Origin of the sequence: Nostoc sp. NMS9 (genome assembly GCF_017114995.1) — a bacterium.
Lineage (GTDB): Bacteria > Cyanobacteriota > Cyanobacteriia > Cyanobacteriales > Nostocaceae > Nostoc.
The window spans coordinates 25,007-44,928 of sequence record NZ_JABXKL010000042.1; the positions used below are offsets into that span (position 1 = coordinate 25,007).

Genomic DNA, 19,922 nt, shown 5'->3' on the forward strand with positions numbered 1-19,922 from the left:
GGGGTACTGTTCGGGGAATGACGACACGACAAGCTAGGATAGCGTTACAGGCTAGGTTCGGAAGTCGCACCAAAGTCCCGCAAACAGTATTAACGACTATTTTAAGTTCTAGATTAGAAAATAGCTAGAGAAATCCGACTTAAATCTTACTCAGTATACTGAGGCTCTAACCTCTATGACGTAAAGCTTCGATTTTCTCAGCTTTTCAAAAATTAAATAGGAATCCTATAGTAGTTAAAGTAAGTCTGCAAATTCATGAGACACGTCCTGAATTTCCTTATATACAACTTGCATAGGTAACTTTGATGGCGCTAATAGACAGCAAGTGCTATTTATCGACATTATTTTGCCATACCTCTTTGATAAACTTTTTGAACTCTTCTAGAATCAGAGGTAAATCACTATCAATTTCTTGGGTTTGTTGCCCATTTGTAATTGAACGAAACAGACGACGACCTCGACTATCAAAACCAATTTTATTCGCAACTGCCATAAAGATTGAGTAATCTTCTGGTACTGGTAAATCTCCACCTTTGCGCTGAAGAATCAAAAAGCTGGTGATAATTCCCAACCCACATTCTACCTGAAAGTTTTCTGTAGGTAACTGAATGGAAGCAATTAGCAAAGCCATATCTTTTAATAGCCATTGGCGAAAGTGTGCTTGGTTAGATGAAGACAGAATTCCATTAGATACCAAGATACAGACTATTTCACCAGGTTGCAATTGATTTAAACACTGTTCTACAAATAAGCACTCTTGTTCTACTTGGGTTTTCAACTTGGATGTAATCACGTAGTTTCCATCTCCGTGTTTTATCCATTTATAAGCCATCTCAAATCGGGCTAGTTCTGAATCGGAAGTGAGATTAATTTTGCAATAGGGAGGATTGGCAATGGCTACAGTAGGCAAGGAAATTGGCAGAGGAGGATTACTGACACAATTTTGAAATAGTTGTTGCCATTCAGCAATTTGAATTTTCATCAAAATAAACTTCCTTGCAACATATTTTCTGCTTTAGTATTTTCGTATTTGATACCATTAATTAGCAAACTATTATTTAGCTTCGGTTTAGGTGTTGATGCGGGAGTTTCATACTTTAAATTTGGTCGGATAAAAGAAATCCCCTTGCCAGTCAGGGTGTCTCCGATGACTAAATCTCCGCCCAAACTAGGAATAGGCAATGCCAAGTAGGGAGCGTAAAGCATGAAGTTTAAACTTGCTATTTTTATTAGTAGTGAATCCCACTCCCAGCCTGTTAAACTGATAGCATAATTGGACATTTCCAATGCTAATCGTCCTGTACCAAGTGCTGGTTCATATATATGAAATGGTGCTATTGCAGCAGAACTCTCAACTACTGCAATAGCCATTATCCTGGCTGTCCAAGTAGGAGTAGGATAGAATTTAGCTCTTTGCCCGTAACGATTAGCAGCTAACAAATGACCAAAGTAATCGAAGGGACAAGAAATCAAAAGCTTCAGTTCTAGTTCTTGAATAAGACGATTACTCGCACCGTTACATCCCTCTGGCTCATAAGGCAATTTAGCAATGCTGGGATGCCCTAGAGCATAAAGTAACCAGTCAGTGAAATAGGGAATAAATCTGGAAGGACTGCCACATCCACCTGTAGGAATAGATTGCAGACAGCTTGAGAGCATCTGTAAAACTTGAGGATGTCCTAAGTCTAAAAAGTCAGTTTGTGGTATTTCTTTAGGTAGCTCTCCAGTTTCCATTGTCCATCGCCATTGCTCCCACCTACCTTGATATTCATCATCTAATTTCAGTAGTTTTGATAATAGCCATCCATGTTCAAAATTTGATTTTAGTACCATTGGGATTATCTGTAACAAGCATTTACCAATGGCAGAGGCATTAGCCTCTTAAATCTTGACTTCTGGAATAGCTTCTAAATTGACCATTGACGATAACTCAGGAATGACTATGTTTGATTGTGATTTTTCATCTTGAGGTTTAGTCAGTAGTTTAATTAACCATTTTTCAGTCTGCATCTGATCCTTTTTATTCCAGCGTACATTTAATCTTTGGGCTGGTTTAACAGGATGTAATGCTAAAACTACGAGTTGTATTTGGTTAGGAGTAACTGAGTATTGTCTAGCCGTAGTCCACAACTTTACCCGGTCTTGCCAGCTTAAATATGGATGGCGTATAGCCCATTCATAAAGCCTGGGAATACCTTGCTTAAATGCTATATTTGTTAATACTTGAATAAAGTGCTTGTTGTCATTAATTGCAAGAGGTGCAATAACTGGATTATCGACTAGTAACTTTTTCCGAGATTTAAAAAGTTCCGGTGCAAGTTCCTGTATTTGATCAACCCACTGAGCAATTTGAGGATAGGCATTTAATAAAGGTTCTATAGTCAGTCCTAAAAATAGTTGTTTCATCACCAAAGAGAAGTTATCTGCAACTATAGAGTCAAAGCCAGAGCGATTTGGATGATATTTTTGACTGGGTAATAGGAGTTGTTGCTGTGTTTTAGTAATTTGTTGAATATCGGCAAGATTAATTACTGGCATGGTGGAGAGAATATAACATCTCTCCCATGCAGCGGTAAGCTGCAAATTAATTATACGTACAGCCAAGATACAAGAATTAGCTGTCAATCAAGGACATACATCTATTCGTCAGGCAGTCATTGATTACAGTATATTATATTTAGAGATCGATCAGATTGTTCGGCGGTTGATTGCTATGCACTCAGCGATAGTACGGCTAATATCAGGTAAATAAAGCACATCTAATAATAACTGTAAAATTACTGCACTAAATCTGAAGCAGTATTGTATTGTCACTTTGGATATTATTCAGTCTATTAGAGCAACAATTATCGTTAGCCAAAGGCTTTGGCGTACCCTTACAGGGAAGCAAGCTACACGTAGCGTCTCTAAGAGTTGCCATCGCTCCGTTTTATTTTTATTGCTCTCATTACTTCTTTATTTGTTACAAATGTTGTTTTTCTGCGAAAGGCGATCGCCAACTCCATATCTTGAGGAAGATATTGTGGATGGAGTGTCAATATGATCAATCCTCTACTTCCGGCTCACCAATTGTCTTCTGTGCGCCATGACGAATATGGAGAATTCTCACCGTTGGAACAGGCTGATCTTCAAGAACCGTAAATAGAATACGATAGGTTTGTTTTCCTTGCCCGTAAAGAAGCTGACGAATTTCTTGACTAAAGAAGGCATCCTCTCGAGCGATTGGACAGCGCCGAGGCATTTCTTGCAGAGAGACGATTGCTTTAATCAGCCCTTGATACCAGAGTTGGGCGCGTTCATCTGTGGTAAACTGAGAAAAACTTAAGAATGCAGCATCCGCTTCGGCTTTCGCAATGCTAGAGAAATCAATGCGGTACGTCATGCTTCAAGAGACAACCCATATTTCTGATTTTGTTCAGCAATGAAGTCCTCTAAACTCGAAAATTGTCCTTGCTCAAAATCATCAAGCCCACGTTGGATTCCCTTTAAAGCCTCAAAAAAATCTTGATCGTCCAAACTCAGTCCTAAAGTCAGCACCGCTAGCGCCATTTGCGAAATATCTTGTCCAGTACTTTCAGCACGCTGTCGCAGCAGTGCCTCAACTTTCGGTGGCAGATCAAGTGTAATGGACATTGTGAGTTTTCCGAGCGTGATACTGGTTTTATTATAGCGATGCCTGCGGCGGGCGTAGCTGCGGCATCTCATAGATTGGGTAAAGCGGACTGCTTCTTATTAAAACATTAATCGTTCAATGAAAATTATAGACGTTAAGATTAAACAAATTGTGTCCCAAATTCTTATGGAGTTTCTGGGATGAATAGTGGCTTAACTTATGAGCAAGAAACCTTTGTGCAAGATAGTATTCCTGTTAGATTGGGAAAATTGGCAACTAATTTAGCACGGATAAGTCAACTTTTCAGTGACTCTACGGATGAGGATGTGGTCAAAAGCCTGATTAGAGAGACTATGTATTTTATTGAGTGGATAGGCCCAGATATAGATATTGACAATGCTTTTGAGTTAGCAAACTACTCTAGCCACCAGCTGTAACGCTCTCATAATTTGATGCCCAAAACTGTGGATAGCAATCAAGGGACTGGAATATTCCCACAACTGTTGATAGCCTGGTGGAATTGGTTCTCCACTGCGGGTTAAATTGGTTCTAGTTTCCAAGGCATTGTGCTGGAGGTATTGCCGCGCACTTGAGTTAATCGCTACTTTTACCATTGGTGCTGAAAATTGAGTACGGAAAGGCTGCTCAAACTTTTCTTCTGAGAGGGTTTTCACAATTACAGCTTTGCGTGTGAGTTTGCTACAAAGTGGACAACGACGTTCTTTAGGTAGCGGCTCTTTGTAGTTAAGACACCGTTTGTTCAAACAAGTCTGCTCATAGATTTGGGTCATTAAACTGTAACCACTGGTAATATGTTTAACTTCACCAAAACTAAGTTCTAGGGTTAAGTATTCCTGACAGTCATCAACTTCACTGACTTGAGAAAACAGCAATGGTAACTTCACCGGATCTGTTAGCACTGTTAGGCTGCTGGTTTCTGATTCTGTAACTGCAACTGTAAACAGTGGGCTATCTGCTGTCTGTTTTAAAATTGCTTGCTTGCTGTTCAAGTCAAGGGAGATGCACTGATAAGTCAGCATTCGTCCATTGGCATCTTGTCGTTTATAGATGGCTTGGGGATGGACTTCCCGGTGAGCAATATCCTCTGAGATTTCCTCTAGTTCTTCCCCAGATTCTGCATCTACTAGCTTGATGGTAGTTTGGGATAAGCCACCCCGAAAGTTAACATCTTTATGGGGATAACCCTTTGCCCACAGCCCATTACGACCTTTATTTAGATGCCCTTGGGCTAACAGGAGTTTTGCTACCTCGTAAGCTGCTGTGCCAAAGTAGTGCTTGATTTTATTAGTAGGAATACCAGTTTCTGCGGCTGCACACATCAAATGTTTAGCAGCAAAGATGGGATATTCGTCATTAAAGAAGACTTCCTCAGCTTCTGGCGATACCAGCATTTCTGGATGTTCTGCTACATAGCAGTCTATGGGATTGAGAGCATTGGGAAGCAGCACTGTCAGTCCAGACTGAGAACGTCCGGCGCGACCACTGCTTTACTGGCTTCGATTACTGGTTTTAGTTTCTACATCCATGTAATCGATACAAGCAACTCTGACTCACGGTCAACGACTATAAAGATAGGAGTTGACCTGACACTGAGAGGAGGTTTACCTAAGTCTAAATAAGTAGTTACGCCCTTAACTGTTGGATACAACAGTTAAGGGTTTATTTTATTGTTTATCGCAACGCCGAGATGAAGAAAGGTTAACGCCCATCTCTCCCAAACTTTTTCGTTCTCCTGTACCATTAAAGCCAAAAAGACCTTTGCTGTAAATAAACCAAAGTTTGTCAATCTTGACTGTTGGAACATCACTTTTGTTACCCAGCAGCGCGAATAGCAGCAGACAATTTCGCCTCCCCGTAAATATACTGCCCTAAAGCATTAGCTTGACGAGACGGTGCAGCTAAATAGGAATTAATTCTAGCTTCCTTGAGCAGACGTTGAACATCGTCCCAGAAGAATTCACCACCCCCACCTGTAATAATTACATCTGTCACTCGCTCTGGCAACAAAGCTAGTACGCGACGACAAATTTCCCTAGAAAACATCTCTGTGAGATTGGGGAGAAAATCGTCTAAGTTAGTGGGTTTGCTTGCGCCTTTAGGAAGATAAAAACGCTCACCTCTGGGTTTGTTTACAGCAGAAATCAGTCCTAATGATTGACTATCAGCGTCTTCTATTTCTGCCGCAATAAGCTTATAAAAAAAGTTCATACCAAAGTATTCGCTCTTAGAAGCATCTTTAACAAACCGGAAGTTATCTACCATGACCATATTAATGTTTTGATGACCAATATCAAAAATAGCCACGGGAATTTTTGTAAAATCGGGACTGACTCTTGCTTTCTTTGGTTGAGCTTCAGTCCAGAGCAAACTACCATAACCTTCTGGCATTACGCATACCTTAGTAATATTCAAATATATGGATTCACCACGAAAGGTTATTAAATGGGGACCAGCAATCATACTAATTAACTGTGCTTTATCTAGCTCAAATTCTTTTAAGGAGAAGAAAGGTAAACCTATCACTACGGATATTTCATCTTTAAGTTTAAAATAGGCAGCACTTGCCAAAACTTTGATCAATGCAGATTCAAGCTTATATTGTCCAACACAGAGATTTGCACCAAAGTCAGATGCTAATTGACCAACAGCATAACCACTACCTTGATGTTCCATCCACAAATCCATTAAGGGGTCAGTAGCTTTAGGTTCAAAAAGACCCCCACGAGTTTGTTCAAATGAGATTTGCTTCACATTGGCAGGAATAAACACCACATTATTAGGTTCGCGGCTCACACAAGTCTTTGTGCTGGTTCTGCCTAAATCAACACTGAGAACACTGAGAATAGTTTTATTTTCAACATCGTTGGGTTTTACAGTGTTGATTTGTTTAGTTGCTTCTATTGCTTTTAAAAGACGTGCATAGTAGTCATCAGGAACAAGAATTAACTCCTCTTTTAATTGGTAGAGAACTTGGTTAGTTTGTTCCACTGCTGTTTGAAATCTATTTAAAGCATCTGCTGTTGATTCTCTATCAATCTCCCACATTAAGGAAATGAGATTTTGTTGCAATCGCACTGCCAAACGCAAACAGTCTTTTTCTACTTCATTTAATGCGTGTTGACGAGTTAAATCATTAATATGCCTTTTGCTTTCATCAGCAAATTCATAATATTTCTTCTCTAAATTTGCGTATTTATCCGTTAATTCATTTGCAACTTGTCTATGATGCTTGGCTGCTTGTCTGTCTTTTTCGCCAGTAGCATGAGCAGTAAAAGCACCTGCAACAGCACCAACCGCCGCCCCTAAAGCACCGAATAGAAGAGGAATTATAAAAATCATATAATTTTTGACTAATTATCTAGGAATGAGGAGGAAGGCAAGGAAGTTGAGAATTAGGCAACAACTTACTATCTGCTGATGTGAGTCCTAAAGATTGAGCAATAGCCACTGATTCACGTAACCGTTGCATAGCCCCTTCTATCCCCGGTGCAATTGGACGATTGCTAATTTCTTGATTAATTGCTTCTGCTTCGGACAAAAATTCTAGATTTTTCTGATGTTCATAAATCAGTTCATTTTCAATTGCTTGCAAATTCGCTAGTTCTTGCTGAGTTAAAGACTCGAAATATACTCTTACATCCTGTTTATGGTCATCAAGGATTTTGAAAAACTCGTAAACCATACCCACAGCACCAACAACACCTAAAACTGGTGCTGCTGCGGTTAAAGCGATCGCAATTGGTGGACAAGCTGCTACTACTGCTGTAGTTGCAAATGCCGTTGCACCCCCAACTGCACCACCCATGACGGTATCTTTTAATGTTGCTGTAGTCGCTTCCTGTGCAGAAATTTCGCCTCGGACTACACGCAGTGCATTAGCTAGAAGCGAAAAAGGTGCGGCTGTCACTGCACCAACAGCAGCCCCCAAAGGTGCAGCTTGAAAACCTGCTTTAACAGCACCTGCCAGGTTGTCAAACTGCAATTTGGCATTCAGTCTCATTTGTTCCTGCCAACTCATGGTTTTATCACCACGAGTGATGTTGTCTTTGGCATTCTCCCATTTGATATTGTTGGGGTTATTAGACCCTCCTTTGCTGTGGGGTTTGATATGACTAGCGTGTTTATCAGATAGATATTGTTCGGCATTACTAGCCGCAGATTTGCCGTCAACACCTGCGCGTTGAGATGGGGGAATTTTCTCTAACATTTCTTGGGCTTGCACCCTGCTTCTTGTCGGTTCACCAGGTCGAATCCCACCTTTATATAATCTACGCGCCGCACTTAAAGGTAAATCCTGTAAATTAGCGTGGTGAATGTTGGTTGTAGCAGCAGCGTTGACAGCAGAATTAGGGTGGGAATCGTCAGACATGAGTGATTACCTTTCGTATCTAGTTTATTCTTTGAAATTTGCTAATACGCTTCCATCCAATTTGACAGAAGCGTTTAGTAACATAAATTATACTCAAGACTGAAAGTTTCTACTAATACTGAGAATTGTTGGCAGTAAATTTTTACCTGACGCTCGATTACTTGAAGAGGTTGCGCTATCAACACCTTTCTTGATAGACATCTCTAAATCCAGCACCATAATCACTGCTTTAGCTAAAGCGTTAATGCTTGTATTTGCTACCTCCTGACGCAAGTAGTAAATGCGATTAGGATTGCTGATACTGCACAGTTGAGCTAATTCACTATCTTTCTTAACCCCAGAAACAATCGCAGACTTAACCCACAGCCAAGTTCTAAACTGTGTTAAGAGAGTAGCAACAATCACCATTAATGGTTCCGAGCGTGACAGTAAATCATCCAGCAGGTGCAAAACTTGATTGCTTTCTCCTTGGCGAATAGCAGATGCCAGTTGTAGGCTATTCTGAGTCTGACATGGCACTAACTCTTTTACTTCTGCAAGTTCAAGTTGTCTGCCAGTACCATAAATATACAGTTTGCGTAACTCTGTGGCTGCACGAGTCATGTCGTTACCAATTGCTTCTGCTAGATATTCCACTGCATCCTTTGACAGCACCAGCTTGATTTTTTTAGCCTGAGTAGCGATCGCCTTCTCAATCAAATCAGTACGCCAAGGTGGTATCAATGAAAACTCAAAGAACTTGGCATACTTGACAAGATGTTTGTAAATCTTCAGGCGCTTATCTACATTAGTGGCGACAAACACCAGAATTGTGAATTCAGGCACTTGAACAAGCTGCTGCAAAGTTTCCAGCTCAGTATCACCCCACTGCTTGAGGTGGCAATTTTCCACAATCACCAGTTTTTTACCACCTGTCAGGGAACGAGTGCGAGCTACACTGATAGCTTGGTCAAGGTGAGCGGCTGGAAATCGGTGATAGCAAAGTGTGAGCCATTGGGCATCAATCTCTGCTTTGTATTGGTTCAGTCGTTCCTGAATAGCGTGTTGGTCGTCGCCTGTCAGCAAGACAATCATGCTTTTACCCTCCCATTACTGCTCTTGTTGGCAGTTTTAATTAATACAGTCATTGGTTGTTGACTTTGGGTAGCTCGTTGCAGCATTTTAGCGATCGCCTCTTTACTACTCTCAAACTTCTTGAGGTAAGCTGGTGTAACCTCTAAAATTGCCTTGTCACCTTGCAATTTAACGAGATTTGCATGAGCCAACAGCTTTTGATTGCTGGGTTTAGCTGTATCCATCACAGAAAGCCAAATTTGAGCCAGGTTAGTAGTCTGGGGTGCAACTGTTGGTAACAATTTGTCATCTACAGGTTTAGCTGTCACCTTGTTTGTAGTGTATACTCCAACTGTCGGTAGCAACTTGCCGTCATGGACAGGTTTAGCAGTTAGCGTCTTGGTTGCACTGACAGGCAATAAACTGGGTATCAAGTTCAGTAAGCAAACTTCTAGCCACACAGCAGCATTTACTGTGTACCGCAGATAGTTTTCTGCTTTTTGTAACTCTGCTAGAGACAAATTCAGCGTCTCGAAATTCCAGTGATTTGCTAAAACCTTGAGTTGAGCATAGTTAATACAACCAGTTAGCAGGGATTGCTCTTGGGGTGCAGACTTGATAATCAGTAAATCTCGGTATGTTTGCAGTAAGTTGGAGAGAATCAATTTGGGCGTTTTTCCAGAATCTACTAAAACTTTTGCTACTCGCAGCAAGTTAAAGGTGTTGTTAGTGGATATTGCCTGTAAAATTGACATTAATTCTGTTTCTGTCACACCACCAGCGATTTCCATGACATGATTGGCAGTGATATCTTCATCTAAAAGACTCACCTGACCCAGTAATTGCAGTGCATCCCGTAGTCCACCATCGCTGAGTCGTGCGATCGCGGTCAGTGCCTCATCATCAATAGAAATAGATTCTGCATCTGCTACAATACTGAGGTGCTGCACAATTGCCTGAACAGACAAAGTGCGGAAATTAAACACCTGACAACGGCTGACAATGGTAGGTAACACCTTGTGCAGTTCTGTTGTGCAGAGAATGAAAACAACATGAGGTGGCGGTTCTTCAATACACTTAAGTAAGGCATTGAAGGCGTTACCAGTTAGACAATGGCACTCATCGAGAATAAAAATTCGATAACGTCCTGCAACAGGTGCTAAGGTACTGCGCTCAATTAAAGCACGGGCATCATCTACACCATTATTAGAAGCAGCATCAATTTCACTGACATCTAGGCTATTACTGGTTTCAATTGAACGGCAGGATTGACAAATACCACAAGGTTGGTCAGTTGGTTTTTTAGTGTTGAGGCAATTAAGGGATTTAGCAAATATCCGAGCAGTTGAGGTTTTACCTGTGCCTCTAGAACCTGTGAATAAATAAGCTGGTGCAATTTGCAGGTATTTGACAGCATTAGTCAGAGCAGTTTTGATGTAGGGCTGTCCAACTAATTCGGCTATTGTCTGGGGTCTATATTTTTGATGTAGGGCGATTGTAGACATAGGATTCATTAACCTTAAGTTGTCGCCCTTACCCCTGTTAAGGGGGTGTAATTTTGACTCTAAAATAGGCTGATTGGAGTCACCGTGGTCGGGTAGCAGGATTTACCATACTCAGTGCTGAGTCCTGAGTGAATTAAAAAGTACGACTGACTTATGTATTTGGTAAGAGCAACTCCCCTTGTGGGCGGAATCTTTTTATCAGGAGAAGGTTGATACTTCCCGAATTGTGAACGGTCTTTCAACTCAGCACTTGGAACGGGCTAAACGCCCCGCTACCGCTAACAGCACTCTTCATTTGCCTCCTTAAGCAGTAGCGAATTCTGTTAAACCTCGTTTACTGGGATGATGGAAACCCAAAACAATATCGGCTTGGGGTATTCCGGCTGATAGCAAATCATCAACAACGCATAAATTAGTTGCATCTTCTTCCACCCAAACTTTGCCGTTTTTAATGCAGAGATAGATGATAATATACTGTATCTGCTTTTTGTCATCCCAGCCAAACCGAAACCAAAGATATTGATCCCTTGTTTCATCAAAAGCCAAGCGATCGCTTACTTCAATTCCCGTATCTTTTATAACTTGAGTATTAGTAGTTTCGTAATACTCAGTCAATATCTTCTTGATAGCATTGCGGTATTGTTCTAGCTTATCCATTGCCGAATTTCCTCTTTTTAGATTCTAAACACACTTTTCTCATTTCTCGCATTTTTTGATAACGTTGTTTAATGTTCAATAATTTCTGTAAATTATTTGTATAAACCATTTTCTCATTTCTCGCATTTTTTGATAGAGTTGTTTAATGTTCGATAATCTGTGTAAATTCCTTGTAGAAAATTTTTCCAGCGACTTCGCTACTTGGTTGTTAGGTGAACCAATAGCCCTAACAGAGTTAAGTCCCAAAGAACTATCCATAGAATCAATTCGTGCTGATGCTCTCATCCTACGGCAGTCCGAAGAAATAGTCCTGCATATCGAGTTTCAAACTCAACCAGACAAGAATATTCCCTTTCGGATGACAGATTATCGTTTGCGGGTGTATCGTCGTTTTCCGGGCAAGCGAATGCGTCAAGTAGTAGTTTATTTACAAAAGACTGATTCAGAACTGGTTCAGCAAACTACATTTACTCTGGAAGAAACATTTCACCGTTTCCAAGTAATTCGCTTGTGGGAACAACCAACGGAAATATTTTTGCAAACTCCCGGCTTATTGCCATTTGCCGTTTTAAGTAACACTAGTAATAAAACCAACACCTTACAGAAAGTCGCAGCCCAGATAGATAATATTAGCGACAAAAGAACCCAAAGTAACCTTGCGGCATCTACATTTATTCTGGCTGGGCTAGTATTAGAAGAGGAGGAAATTCAGCGTTGACTACGGAGAGATATTATGCGCGAGTCAGTAACTTATCAATCAATCAAAGATGAAGGAAGTCAGGAAACTACTCAGAAAATTGCTGTTAAGATGCTCCAAGAAGGACTTTCCCCAGAAATGGTGGCGAAAGTGACTAGTTTGACGCTTGATGTGGTACAACAATTGCAAATTACAGAAGCGGAAAATCAAGGGGATTGAACACCAACCTTATGCAAAACACGTTACAAGAATTAAGCGGGATGTATGAAAGCCACTTGATTGACGTGAAAAGTAAAATCCAATAAAGTCCTTTTTATACCGTTTATTTATGAGGCTGCGCCAAATAAATCGGTCAAATAAGGCTTGGCACTTTCCTCAAAACCGATTATCTTTTTGGCGCATCTTCACACAGAATTTGTATCAGAAATTGGCTGTATTTTCAGCAACCAATCCTACTTTAGTTAAGTATTTAGAGTATATAGTGGCAATAAGAATTGACGCATGGACATTTGCAGTTCTGGATTTGGTCTATCTCCATAAGGAACCAACATGGCAGGATGATCTGATTGTTGCAAGTGCATTTTGATAGCAGAACTGGGAATTGCCTTGGCTGCTTCTACTAAATACTTGAGGTTAAACTGAATATTCAATGACATTTCTGATGGTAAATGAGCAGCAATAACCTGATCGCCTTTGCCAAACTCCCGTTCAATTGATAATCGTAACTGCTGCAAACTTCCATCAAACTGTAAGTAAATACCTTTCTCTTTTTTATCTGTTAATACAGATAAGCGTTCTAATGCTTTGACTAAGAATGCTTTTTCTAGGATTACTTCTCGGTCAAAGCTAAATCTTGCCAATAGCTGTTCGCAGTCAGGGTAAGTTCCTTCGAGACATTGACATCTAAGGATAATATCTTGCCAAGCAAAACCCAAGCGATTACTTTGGGCATCATACAACAAATTAATGAATTCGACAGAATCATCCAAGTTACGCGCTAGTTCCTTGAGGACTCGACCGGGAATAGTAAATTGTATCTCTGAAGATTCTACTTGTTTGCGGGGTTTTCTACCAATTCCTTGAGTTGAAAGTTCAGTGGTTGCGACTCGATGCCCATCAGTACCAATAAACTTTAACCTCTCCTGTGCAATTTGAATATGAACTCCGGTCAAGATATATTTATTTTCATCAGTGCTTACAGCATAAATTACACCTTTCAAACCATCTTTGAAAACTGTTGTTGGCAGAGGAATGGGAGTAGCATCAATTGTAGAAGTAGGTGGAAATTCTTCAGCACTAATGCCTCTAATTTCATATTTTCCATCAGCATCAGATAAACTGAGAGAGCAGACTTTTGTTTGCTTCTCTTCATCAATAAGCTGTATAATCTGAGTCTGACTACTGAGAGTAATATTACCATTAGGGCAATGCTTAACTATTTCAAATAGCATTTCTACTGGCACAGTGATTTCACCCTTGAGCAACACCTGGGCTTCAAAACTTGCCTGAATTGTTAATGCTAAATCAGTAACAGTTAAATGTATCTGTTGTGTTTCGATATCTGCAATGATTAGAGCATTAGCAAGAATAGGATGGGTAGGTTTAGCTGGGGTAGCACAACTAACTAGAGAGAGTGCATCGTGAAATTTAGTTTGTGAGCAGATTACCTCCATTCCTGATTCTATAAGTGGTTGAGAGTTTAACTCTGATTTGGCAGAACGTTTATTAGTACGCTTATTTGAGATAGGCTCAGTTGAAGTACCAGCATCTGGAGATGTAGGTTTTTTCTTTTTACCTGTGGATATTTCTGGGATATTTGCTGATACTTCATTTTCGCCTTTAGGAGTAGCTACACTTGTTTTCTTGGTCTGATTGGCAGGCTTTACCCTTTGTTTCGATGCTGTTTGAGTCATGATAATTTATTTCTGGTTGCGTCATTGTTAGAAAGGTGACTGCGATAGCAGAAAATGAAGGATGTGAAGTTTTGAATCAGATGCTTTTACTCTGTGAGACATACGGAAGTTTATTGATATATCCCATTTAACCGCTCTCAGGTAAGGTTAGGGGAAACGCATCTTATTTGCTACTAAAAACTAAGAGAAATTTCAAAATGACATAGATAATTGTAAAATTGATTCAAAAATAAAAAGTTAGGTTCTTTAACAGGCAGCCGACAGCTGCCTTTACCCCCCTATACAATGATTATCATTACCATATAAGTGAATATTTAATTTTCTCAAAGCCTTATTTGATTAGGGTTTTGCTCAATTACACTCTGCAAAAAGGCTCGTCAATATTTAGATGCGTTTGCCCTGAACATCTGTGCCGATTTCAACCGCTTCACGGAGACGTTCCACATCACGCATCGGCGTGACACCAAAGAGGCGTTTGTACTCGCGATTGAACTGCGAAGCGTCATCATATCCGACACGATAACCCGCCGTCGCCGCGTCCAACGCTTCCCCAATCATCAGGCGCTGCGCTTCTTGGAGCCGCAACTGCTTCTGAAACTGTAAGGGACTCATGGCAGTGACTTCCTTGAAGTGGTGGTGAAAGCCGGAAACACTCATGCCGATCCCGCGTGCTATCTCCTCGACATAAAGCGGCTGATTGAACTCCCGGCAAATCTTCTCAACGGCCTGAGCAATCCGATGGGTGTGTCCGCCCAATATCGTCATCTGGCGGAGCCGGTGGCCTTGTTCTCCGACGAGGAGTCGGTAGACGATCTCCCGCGTGATAAGGGGTAAGAGAACTCGTGCTTCGCCCTGAGAATCAAGCAGCCTGACCAGTCTCACAGTCGCGTCCAGCAGGGTGGAATCGAGCGGGCTAACTTCGATGGCCTTCACAGCCTTCTGATTTTGCGGCGGGACTTGGCCGATTTCCACCATGACAGCGCCGACCACAGAGGCATCGAGACACAGTTGCAGCCCCAGATACGGCTGCTCCTCGGACGCTTCGAGAACCCAACTCACGATGGGAAGTTCCGCTGTGGCGAGAAGGTAGTTGTGAGGGTCGTACTGATAAGGATTCCCGCCGAGATAAACCTCTTTGCGACCCTGAGCAATCACGCAGAAGGTGGGGTCTGACACTCCGTACACCTTCTGTCTCATTTTGGAGGAACGGGCCAGACGAAGACCCTGAAGAGGTTGGATTACCCCATCTGCGGGAATGGCTCGCGCCATCCGCTCTGCCAGTTCCGCTCGCTGGTGCTGCTCCTGTTGTGTTTGTAACTCTTTCTGGTTCATAGAGTTCATCTTATCTGTTGGACGCGACGCTACACAATTAATTTCTAAAAGTTTGGAGAATTTACCTATCGTTTTCCAGAATCTTCATATCGCCATCCGTTTCATGAATCATAGAATATTTGTTGTAAGCAGAAGTTACTCTCGACGGTTTAACGCACCTAGCAATTCAACCGCAAGGGAATGCAAGGAGATATTTGTGAACAAGAACAAACGGGAAACCGGATCGAATCTTAGGGATCACCTAGTAATCGGTCGTCGTGACCTTTTGGCTACTACTGCCCTTTTCGGGGCAGGATTGGCCGTCGCGCCATTGACGCGAGCCGCATCAGCGCAACAGCCGCGCGTTGGAGGAGAAAACAAAATGAAAGCACGAAAACTCGGGCAGTTGGAAGTCTCGGAATTAGGCTTCGGCTGTATGAGCATTAGTGCCAACTACGGCCCCGCCGCAGACCGAAATCAGGGCATTAAAGTCATTCGCACAGCCTATGAAAAAGGCGTCAGGTTCTTCGATACAGCCGAAGTTTATGGCCCCTTTACGAACGAAGAACTGGTTGGAGAAGCGCTCGCGCCTTTCCGCGACAAGGTAGCTATCGCAACCAAATTCGGTTTTGACGTTGCAAATGGTTCAGGTGGTCTGAATAGTCGACCGGAGCACATCAAAAAAGTGGTTGAAGCCTCGCTCAAGCGGCTCCAAACCGACCGCATTGATCTTTATTACCAGCACCGAGTCGATCCCAAAGTGCCCATCGAAGATGTGGCTGGTGTGATTAAAGAACTCATTCAAGCGGGAAAAGTTCTGCATTTCGGTCTCTCTGAGGCGAGCGCACAAACAATCCGTCGGGCACACGCGGTTCAGCCGGTCGCAGCCACCCAAAGCGAGTACTCGTTCATGGAAAGAAGTCCCGAAAAAAACGGCGTCCTGAAAGCCTGTGAGGAGTTGGGAATTGGCTTTGTTCCGTGGGGGCCGGTTGGCATGGGCTATTTGACCGGGCAAATCGACGCTCTCAAAAAGTTCGACCCGAAAGCCGACCTTCGATTCGCGATGGAGCGCTTCTCTCCAGAAAACTTGGCGGCCAATGCTCCGATTGTGGACGTACTCCGAACCTTTGCGGATAAAAAATACGCGACACCGGCGCAAATTGCCTTGGCTTGGCTCCTCGCGCAGAAACCCTTTATTGTTTCTATTCCAGGCACACGCAACCTCAATCACTTGGAAGAGAATATGGGAGCTATCAATGTTGATCTGACGCCTGCGGATATTCGTGAACTCGAAGCAGCTTTCGCCAAAATCAAAGTGCATGGTGGCCGACTGAATGAAATGCATAGGCAGATCATTGAGCTGTGACCAGTCGTTGAGCAGCAAAATGAGGATGCAAGGGCGCTTGATTCAATCGCTTGCGCCCTTGTAGTTCAACTTGACCACCCGCGACAGAACAAGGCGCTGCACTCGACCGCCTACAGTCCGCTCGTTCCTCGCTCCCTTTCGGCGGCGGGTGAGCTTGATCGTTGTGCAGCAGCGCGCGGCTTGGCTGTGTGCGGGAGAATCGTGCAAGATGAGACGAGCGACTTAACAGGAGAAACGATGCTGGTAAACTTGCTTTAGACTAAACTTTCCTTTAGCGTCGCAAATAGAGAAGCAGCAGCAACCAGCAGCAAGAATGCACCTCGGATGAGGTTGAATATCAAACCAACAACGTTGGCATCCAAAGTGCCAGTGGAACCGCCTCCTGCTTGGGAACTTTGTTGGGCTAAATTGTTGAAGAAGCTTTCCAACCCGCTTAAGAAAATAGCTTGGGCTGGAGTTGTAAAGGTATCGAGAAAAGCGGTAACAGTGATAATGGCGGCAACAATATGCCAGAAGCGAATTTTTCTACCTAAATACTTTTCTAGAATTGGTACTGTCCGAATTACGTACCCAATACTCAAGAAAACAATGGTGGCACATCCCAAAATAGTGACGAATATGGGTTTGGTAGCCAACAAATAAATTCCAATCGCAAGACATAGGAAAATGAAAAGTAAGTCTGTGCTGTTGATTTTCAGGTTTCTCAAGTTGGTTGAAAATTTCCGAGATGACAGCAGTTTTAACTGAGAAATGTGAGATTTTGTGTTGTTCATTTTTCTGTTCTTGTTTGTAGAATTAAACTTGCATTTCTGGTTTGCTGGCTTTTCTTTGAGTTTGTTTCTGGCGTTGCCTTGCAGTATCTTTATCAGTCTGGGCTTGGGTAGAGCGAGTTGATTGCTGATTGTCCAGTCGCGTTTCTATCTCACGCAGGGGGATGCTACACTGCAAAACCTTCGGGGGCTGCTCTGGTACTAAAACGGCATCAAGCACTTGTTCATCGTTACGATTAGGGTTAAATCCTTGAAGTAGGCGTGTACCATTGGGCAGTTTTACTACTTCAAACTCGTACTTGACTTTGCCCTTTTCAGTCCAGGTGAATGTCGGTTCATCGTCACTGTTAAATCGATTAGGTAGTTGTTCTTGAAATTTTTGAATTAATGCTTGGGTACTGGCTTTAAGGGCGTATTCTTCTTTCGACTGTGGCAGTTTTCTTGAGACTTTTGAGACTCTGGTGAGTCCGGCTTTGCTTCTTGCAAGCGACTGGCTATGTTATCTACGCGGTCATTCTGCTGTTGCAGTTCTTTGATAATTCGTTCAAGCCGCTTGGAATCAGCTTCGGCTGCTAGCTGTTCCAAAACACCTTGTCCCACCGCAATTCCCAGAGATGCCAGTTGTCCTGTTAAGCCTGCCAAATTCACCCCATTCACTTCTCGTCCGTTGGTGGCAGCTGTGGCACTTAAACGCGAAGCTTCGTCTAGAGGCTCTCTGGATTTGGAGTTTTTGGCAGCAGTTTTATTGGTCTTAGCTCTGTCCTGAGTTTTAGCTTGTGTTTTAGGCTGAGAATTATTTTGGGTTTTAGTTGAAGTTTTGGCTTGAGTTTTAGTTTGGGCTGCGCTAACACGACTAACAGATGGCTCGTCTTCTTCACCTAAGTCATCTAGGTCGTCTAGGTTAGGGTTGAAATCGTCATTTAATAGGTCGTCTAGTTCGTCGTTTGTATCATCTATTCCTTCATTTTCTTCATCTAAATCGAGCAGATCATCTTCTAATTCATCATCGAGATCGTCTAGTTCTGTTTCATCAAAACCGCAAATTTCAGCAATGTTAGAAGGGGTGAAGTAGTTTTCATCTTTGTTGGTAATTCCTTCGAGGTTTTTAATCAGGTACTTACCACTAGTTCTGTGGTTGGGATCATTAGTGAGGTAGAAGCGATAGCCTCTAATCTCGTCATCATCCCCACCTCCAACACAGAGTTCTACTGTGATGGGGGCTTTACCCGATTCCTGGCTGTAGTTTTCTACATAGGCTTTAGAGTCTTCGTGGGACTGGATAGAATCATCCTGAATTGAGGATGCGATCGCTTTATCTAATGTGTTTTCAATATGGCGGAGTTTGCGGCGATCTGTCAGGTTTTCCCATGAGCGATTTTGAGAATTTTGTCTTTGCTTAGGTTTGGTCAGTGTTTTGGTAGCCATAGGTACTCAAAGCTGATTGCCGATTGAGTTAACCTAACAAGACATTATCTGGAAACAGCTAGACCAAATGGCGATTTATAAGTTGTCCAGTTGGCTAATGTTGACAGTTCGCAGTTTTATGAACAAATATCCTCAAGCTAATTTTCTCACATGACTCAGAATAAACAACATTTGGGAAAATCATAAATCATTAAGTATTTCATGTTTTTGTATAACTACTTCATTTCTTATTAAAAATATAAACTGAAGCAGAAGCTAGGCAAGCAGCAATTGCATTAAGGAATTTCCGCCTATAATGTTCTAGTAAACTTTACTAGAATAATTTGGTCTACTACCAACTGTGAGATGAACAGTACAACACAACCATTACCACCCCCAGGTGGGATTGATCCTCTCTCACTACCATCTGTCTCATTAGGAAATCGGGCGACACTTCCAGCAGTGCCAGCAGTCTACTTCTGCATAGGGGCAGACAACAAAATACTGTATATAGATTCCACACTAAATCTAAATCAAAAGTGGATTGCCAATAGTCAATACAGTCATCTCGCGGCAATGTCCGATGTTCGGATCGCGTGGTTGTTAGTAGATGAGCCTGAAAACTTGGAAGGTATAAAACAAGCCATGATTGAGTATTGGGAAGCAACACTTAATGACTGGCGCTACAAACTACAGCTGATTCAAGATTTAACTATCGACGGGTGGCATGATTTCCAAAAGGTGAACTTGGAAATTTGGGCTATGTATAGAGATGCTGTGATGCCCACGCCTGCGCCTGAAAATATTGCTAAGACTTGTCTACCCAATAATAGAATAAACTGCTTACTTTTTGTCCCTCTCCGTAGGCGCAGCCTGCCGTAGGCATCGCTCGTCTCAATTATCCTTCTTGGGTTAGAGATGGCGAAGCTATCATGAAGTGCAAATTAAACTGTTTTGATAGAATTGCATGTCTCCACCAGGTCGATAACGCTAGATGTTCACTCCTCCAAAATAGCCGAAAATCAATCTTCTGATTTTGATACATTTCATTGATAGGATTAGAAGAAAGACTGTTTTTAGGATCAAAGCTTTCGGTAAAGTAGTTGTTGTCAACAGGATTTGACAAGAACAAGAAGAGTAAAACCGAAACATATTTTACACCCAGCATAGACAGCTTTGACATTACTGGTGGTCTGTCCCATTAATTCTGATGGGTTGGATAAATCTTTGACAGCTTAACTCT

Annotated in this window: 19 protein-coding genes and 1 pseudogene; 4 read left to right on the forward strand and 16 right to left on the reverse strand. The window is 42.1% G+C overall.

Annotation, left to right across the window (positions count from 1 at the left end):
- Positions 1-328: 328 nt before the first annotated feature.
- From HWQ40_RS14395 to HWQ40_RS14415, 5 genes are all read right to left on the reverse strand, one after another.
- Positions 329-982, reverse strand: a complete 654-nt coding sequence (locus tag HWQ40_RS14395; protein WP_292778789.1) for an N-6 DNA methylase — start codon at positions 980-982, stop codon at positions 329-331.
- On the reverse strand, positions 982-1,833 hold the full coding sequence (locus HWQ40_RS14400) for a hypothetical protein (protein WP_292778790.1): 852 nt from the start codon (positions 1,831-1,833) through the stop codon (positions 982-984). The genes HWQ40_RS14395 and HWQ40_RS14400 overlap by 1 nt, the downstream gene beginning before the upstream one ends.
- Before the next feature lie 48 nt (positions 1,834-1,881).
- Positions 1,882-2,625 (reverse strand): hypothetical protein, encoded by a 744-nt coding sequence (locus tag HWQ40_RS14405; protein WP_292778791.1) that lies wholly within the window; start codon positions 2,623-2,625, stop codon positions 1,882-1,884.
- 418 nt (positions 2,626-3,043) lie between these two features.
- Positions 3,044-3,382, reverse strand: a complete 339-nt coding sequence (locus HWQ40_RS14410) for a type II toxin-antitoxin system RelE/ParE family toxin (RefSeq protein WP_094344623.1) — start codon at positions 3,380-3,382, stop codon at positions 3,044-3,046.
- Positions 3,379-3,633, reverse strand: a complete 255-nt coding sequence (locus tag HWQ40_RS14415; RefSeq protein WP_094333544.1) for a hypothetical protein — start codon at positions 3,631-3,633, stop codon at positions 3,379-3,381. The genes HWQ40_RS14410 and HWQ40_RS14415 overlap by 4 nt, the downstream gene beginning before the upstream one ends.
- A 180-nt stretch (positions 3,634-3,813) precedes the next feature.
- Between HWQ40_RS14415 and HWQ40_RS14420 the strand changes: the two genes are divergently transcribed.
- Positions 3,814-4,050, forward strand: coding sequence for a hypothetical protein (locus tag HWQ40_RS14420; protein WP_292778792.1), 237 nt, complete (start codon positions 3,814-3,816; stop codon positions 4,048-4,050).
- On the opposite strand, the gene HWQ40_RS14425 is transcribed toward HWQ40_RS14420, so the two are convergent.
- The 6 genes from HWQ40_RS14425 to HWQ40_RS14450 form a co-directional block, all read right to left on the reverse strand.
- A complete protein-coding gene (locus tag HWQ40_RS14425) occupies positions 4,021-5,082 on the reverse strand; it encodes a hypothetical protein (protein WP_292778793.1) in 1,062 nt (353 codons plus the stop codon). The two genes, HWQ40_RS14420 and HWQ40_RS14425, sit on opposite strands and share 30 nt — an antisense overlap.
- A 364-nt stretch (positions 5,083-5,446) precedes the next feature.
- Positions 5,447-6,517, reverse strand: coding sequence for a ParM/StbA family protein (locus tag HWQ40_RS14430; RefSeq protein ID WP_292778818.1), 1,071 nt, complete (start codon positions 6,515-6,517; stop codon positions 5,447-5,449).
- Positions 6,518-6,992: 475 nt separating this feature from the next.
- Complete coding sequence (locus tag HWQ40_RS14435; protein ID WP_292778794.1) at positions 6,993-8,003, reverse strand: hypothetical protein; 1,011 nt, start codon at positions 8,001-8,003, stop codon at positions 6,993-6,995.
- A 93-nt stretch (positions 8,004-8,096) separates the two neighbouring features.
- Positions 8,097-9,077 (reverse strand): DNA polymerase III subunit delta, encoded by a 981-nt coding sequence (gene holA, locus HWQ40_RS14440; RefSeq protein WP_292778795.1) that lies wholly within the window; start codon positions 9,075-9,077, stop codon positions 8,097-8,099.
- Entirely contained in the window at positions 9,074-10,561 is a 1,488-nt protein-coding gene (dnaX, locus tag HWQ40_RS14445; RefSeq protein WP_292778796.1) for a DNA polymerase III subunit gamma/tau, read from the reverse strand. The genes holA and dnaX overlap by 4 nt, the downstream gene beginning before the upstream one ends.
- Before the next feature lie 303 nt (positions 10,562-10,864).
- Positions 10,865-11,218, reverse strand: coding sequence for a XisI protein (locus HWQ40_RS14450; protein WP_292778798.1), 354 nt, complete (start codon positions 11,216-11,218; stop codon positions 10,865-10,867).
- A gap of 145 nt (positions 11,219-11,363) precedes the next feature.
- Here HWQ40_RS14450 and HWQ40_RS14455 point away from each other — a divergent pair.
- Positions 11,364-12,134, forward strand: a pseudogene (locus tag HWQ40_RS14455) (Rpn family recombination-promoting nuclease/putative transposase).
- A 242-nt stretch (positions 12,135-12,376) separates the two neighbouring features.
- Here HWQ40_RS14455 and dnaN read toward each other — a convergent pair.
- Positions 12,377-13,828 carry a DNA polymerase III subunit beta gene (dnaN, locus tag HWQ40_RS14460; RefSeq protein WP_292778800.1) on the reverse strand — a complete coding sequence of 484 codons (1,452 nt, stop codon included), beginning with the start codon at positions 13,826-13,828 and terminating at the stop codon, positions 12,377-12,379.
- 384 nt (positions 13,829-14,212) lie between these two features.
- On the reverse strand, positions 14,213-15,160 hold the full coding sequence (locus HWQ40_RS14465) for an AraC family transcriptional regulator (RefSeq protein WP_292778802.1): 948 nt from the start codon (positions 15,158-15,160) through the stop codon (positions 14,213-14,215).
- Positions 15,161-15,356: 196 nt separating this feature from the next.
- Here HWQ40_RS14465 and HWQ40_RS14470 point away from each other — a divergent pair, with 196 nt between their 5' ends.
- Positions 15,357-16,505, forward strand: coding sequence for an aldo/keto reductase (locus HWQ40_RS14470; RefSeq protein ID WP_292778804.1), 1,149 nt, complete (start codon positions 15,357-15,359; stop codon positions 16,503-16,505).
- A gap of 254 nt (positions 16,506-16,759) precedes the next feature.
- Here the strand turns inward: HWQ40_RS14470 and HWQ40_RS14475 are convergent, their stop codons facing one another.
- From HWQ40_RS14475 to HWQ40_RS14485, 3 genes are all read right to left on the reverse strand, one after another.
- Positions 16,760-17,278: a hypothetical protein gene (locus tag HWQ40_RS14475; protein ID WP_292778806.1), complete on the reverse strand. Its 519-nt coding sequence runs from the start codon at positions 17,276-17,278 to the stop codon at positions 16,760-16,762.
- 22 nt (positions 17,279-17,300) lie between these two features.
- Positions 17,301-17,495, reverse strand: a complete 195-nt coding sequence (locus HWQ40_RS14480) for a hypothetical protein (protein WP_292778808.1) — start codon at positions 17,493-17,495, stop codon at positions 17,301-17,303.
- Between the two features lie 164 nt (positions 17,496-17,659).
- Positions 17,660-18,700, reverse strand: a complete 1,041-nt coding sequence (locus HWQ40_RS14485; RefSeq protein ID WP_292778810.1) for a hypothetical protein — start codon at positions 18,698-18,700, stop codon at positions 17,660-17,662.
- Positions 18,701-19,045: 345 nt separating this feature from the next.
- Between HWQ40_RS14485 and HWQ40_RS14490 the strand changes: the two genes are divergently transcribed.
- A complete protein-coding gene (locus tag HWQ40_RS14490; RefSeq protein ID WP_292778812.1) occupies positions 19,046-19,561 on the forward strand; it encodes a hypothetical protein in 516 nt (171 codons plus the stop codon).
- The last annotated feature ends 361 nt before the right edge of the window (positions 19,562-19,922 follow it).

What these genes read in the sequence shown, in the direction of transcription:
- HWQ40_RS14395 (WP_292778789.1), bottom strand. Translation starts at nt 982, where the DNA reads ATGAAAATTCAAATTGCTGAATGGCAACAACTATTTCAAAATTGTGTC.
- HWQ40_RS14420 (WP_292778792.1), top strand. Translation starts at nt 3,814, where the DNA reads ATGAATAGTGGCTTAACTTATGAGCAAGAAACCTTTGTGCAAGATAGT.
- HWQ40_RS14410 (WP_094344623.1), bottom strand. Translation starts at nt 3,382, where the DNA reads ATGACGTACCGCATTGATTTCTCTAGCATTGCGAAAGCCGAAGCGGAT.
- HWQ40_RS14435 (WP_292778794.1), bottom strand. Translation starts at nt 8,003, where the DNA reads ATGTCTGACGATTCCCACCCTAATTCTGCTGTCAACGCTGCTGCTACA.
- holA (WP_292778795.1), bottom strand. Translation starts at nt 9,077, where the DNA reads ATGATTGTCTTGCTGACAGGCGACGACCAACACGCTATTCAGGAACGA.
- dnaX (WP_292778796.1), bottom strand. Translation starts at nt 10,561, where the DNA reads ATGTCTACAATCGCCCTACATCAAAAATATAGACCCCAGACAATAGCC.
- HWQ40_RS14490 (WP_292778812.1), top strand. Translation starts at nt 19,046, where the DNA reads ATGAACAGTACAACACAACCATTACCACCCCCAGGTGGGATTGATCCT.
- HWQ40_RS14400 (WP_292778790.1), bottom strand. Translation starts at nt 1,833, where the DNA reads ATGGTACTAAAATCAAATTTTGAACATGGATGGCTATTATCAAAACTA.
- HWQ40_RS14485 (WP_292778810.1), bottom strand. Translation starts at nt 18,700, where the DNA reads ATGGCTACCAAAACACTGACCAAACCTAAGCAAAGACAAAATTCTCAA.
- HWQ40_RS14415 (WP_094333544.1), bottom strand. Translation starts at nt 3,633, where the DNA reads ATGTCCATTACACTTGATCTGCCACCGAAAGTTGAGGCACTGCTGCGA.
- HWQ40_RS14475 (WP_292778806.1), bottom strand. Translation starts at nt 17,278, where the DNA reads ATGAACAACACAAAATCTCACATTTCTCAGTTAAAACTGCTGTCATCT.
- HWQ40_RS14450 (WP_292778798.1), bottom strand. Translation starts at nt 11,218, where the DNA reads ATGGATAAGCTAGAACAATACCGCAATGCTATCAAGAAGATATTGACT.
- dnaN (WP_292778800.1), bottom strand. Translation starts at nt 13,828, where the DNA reads ATGACTCAAACAGCATCGAAACAAAGGGTAAAGCCTGCCAATCAGACC.
- HWQ40_RS14465 (WP_292778802.1), bottom strand. Translation starts at nt 15,160, where the DNA reads ATGAACCAGAAAGAGTTACAAACACAACAGGAGCAGCACCAGCGAGCG.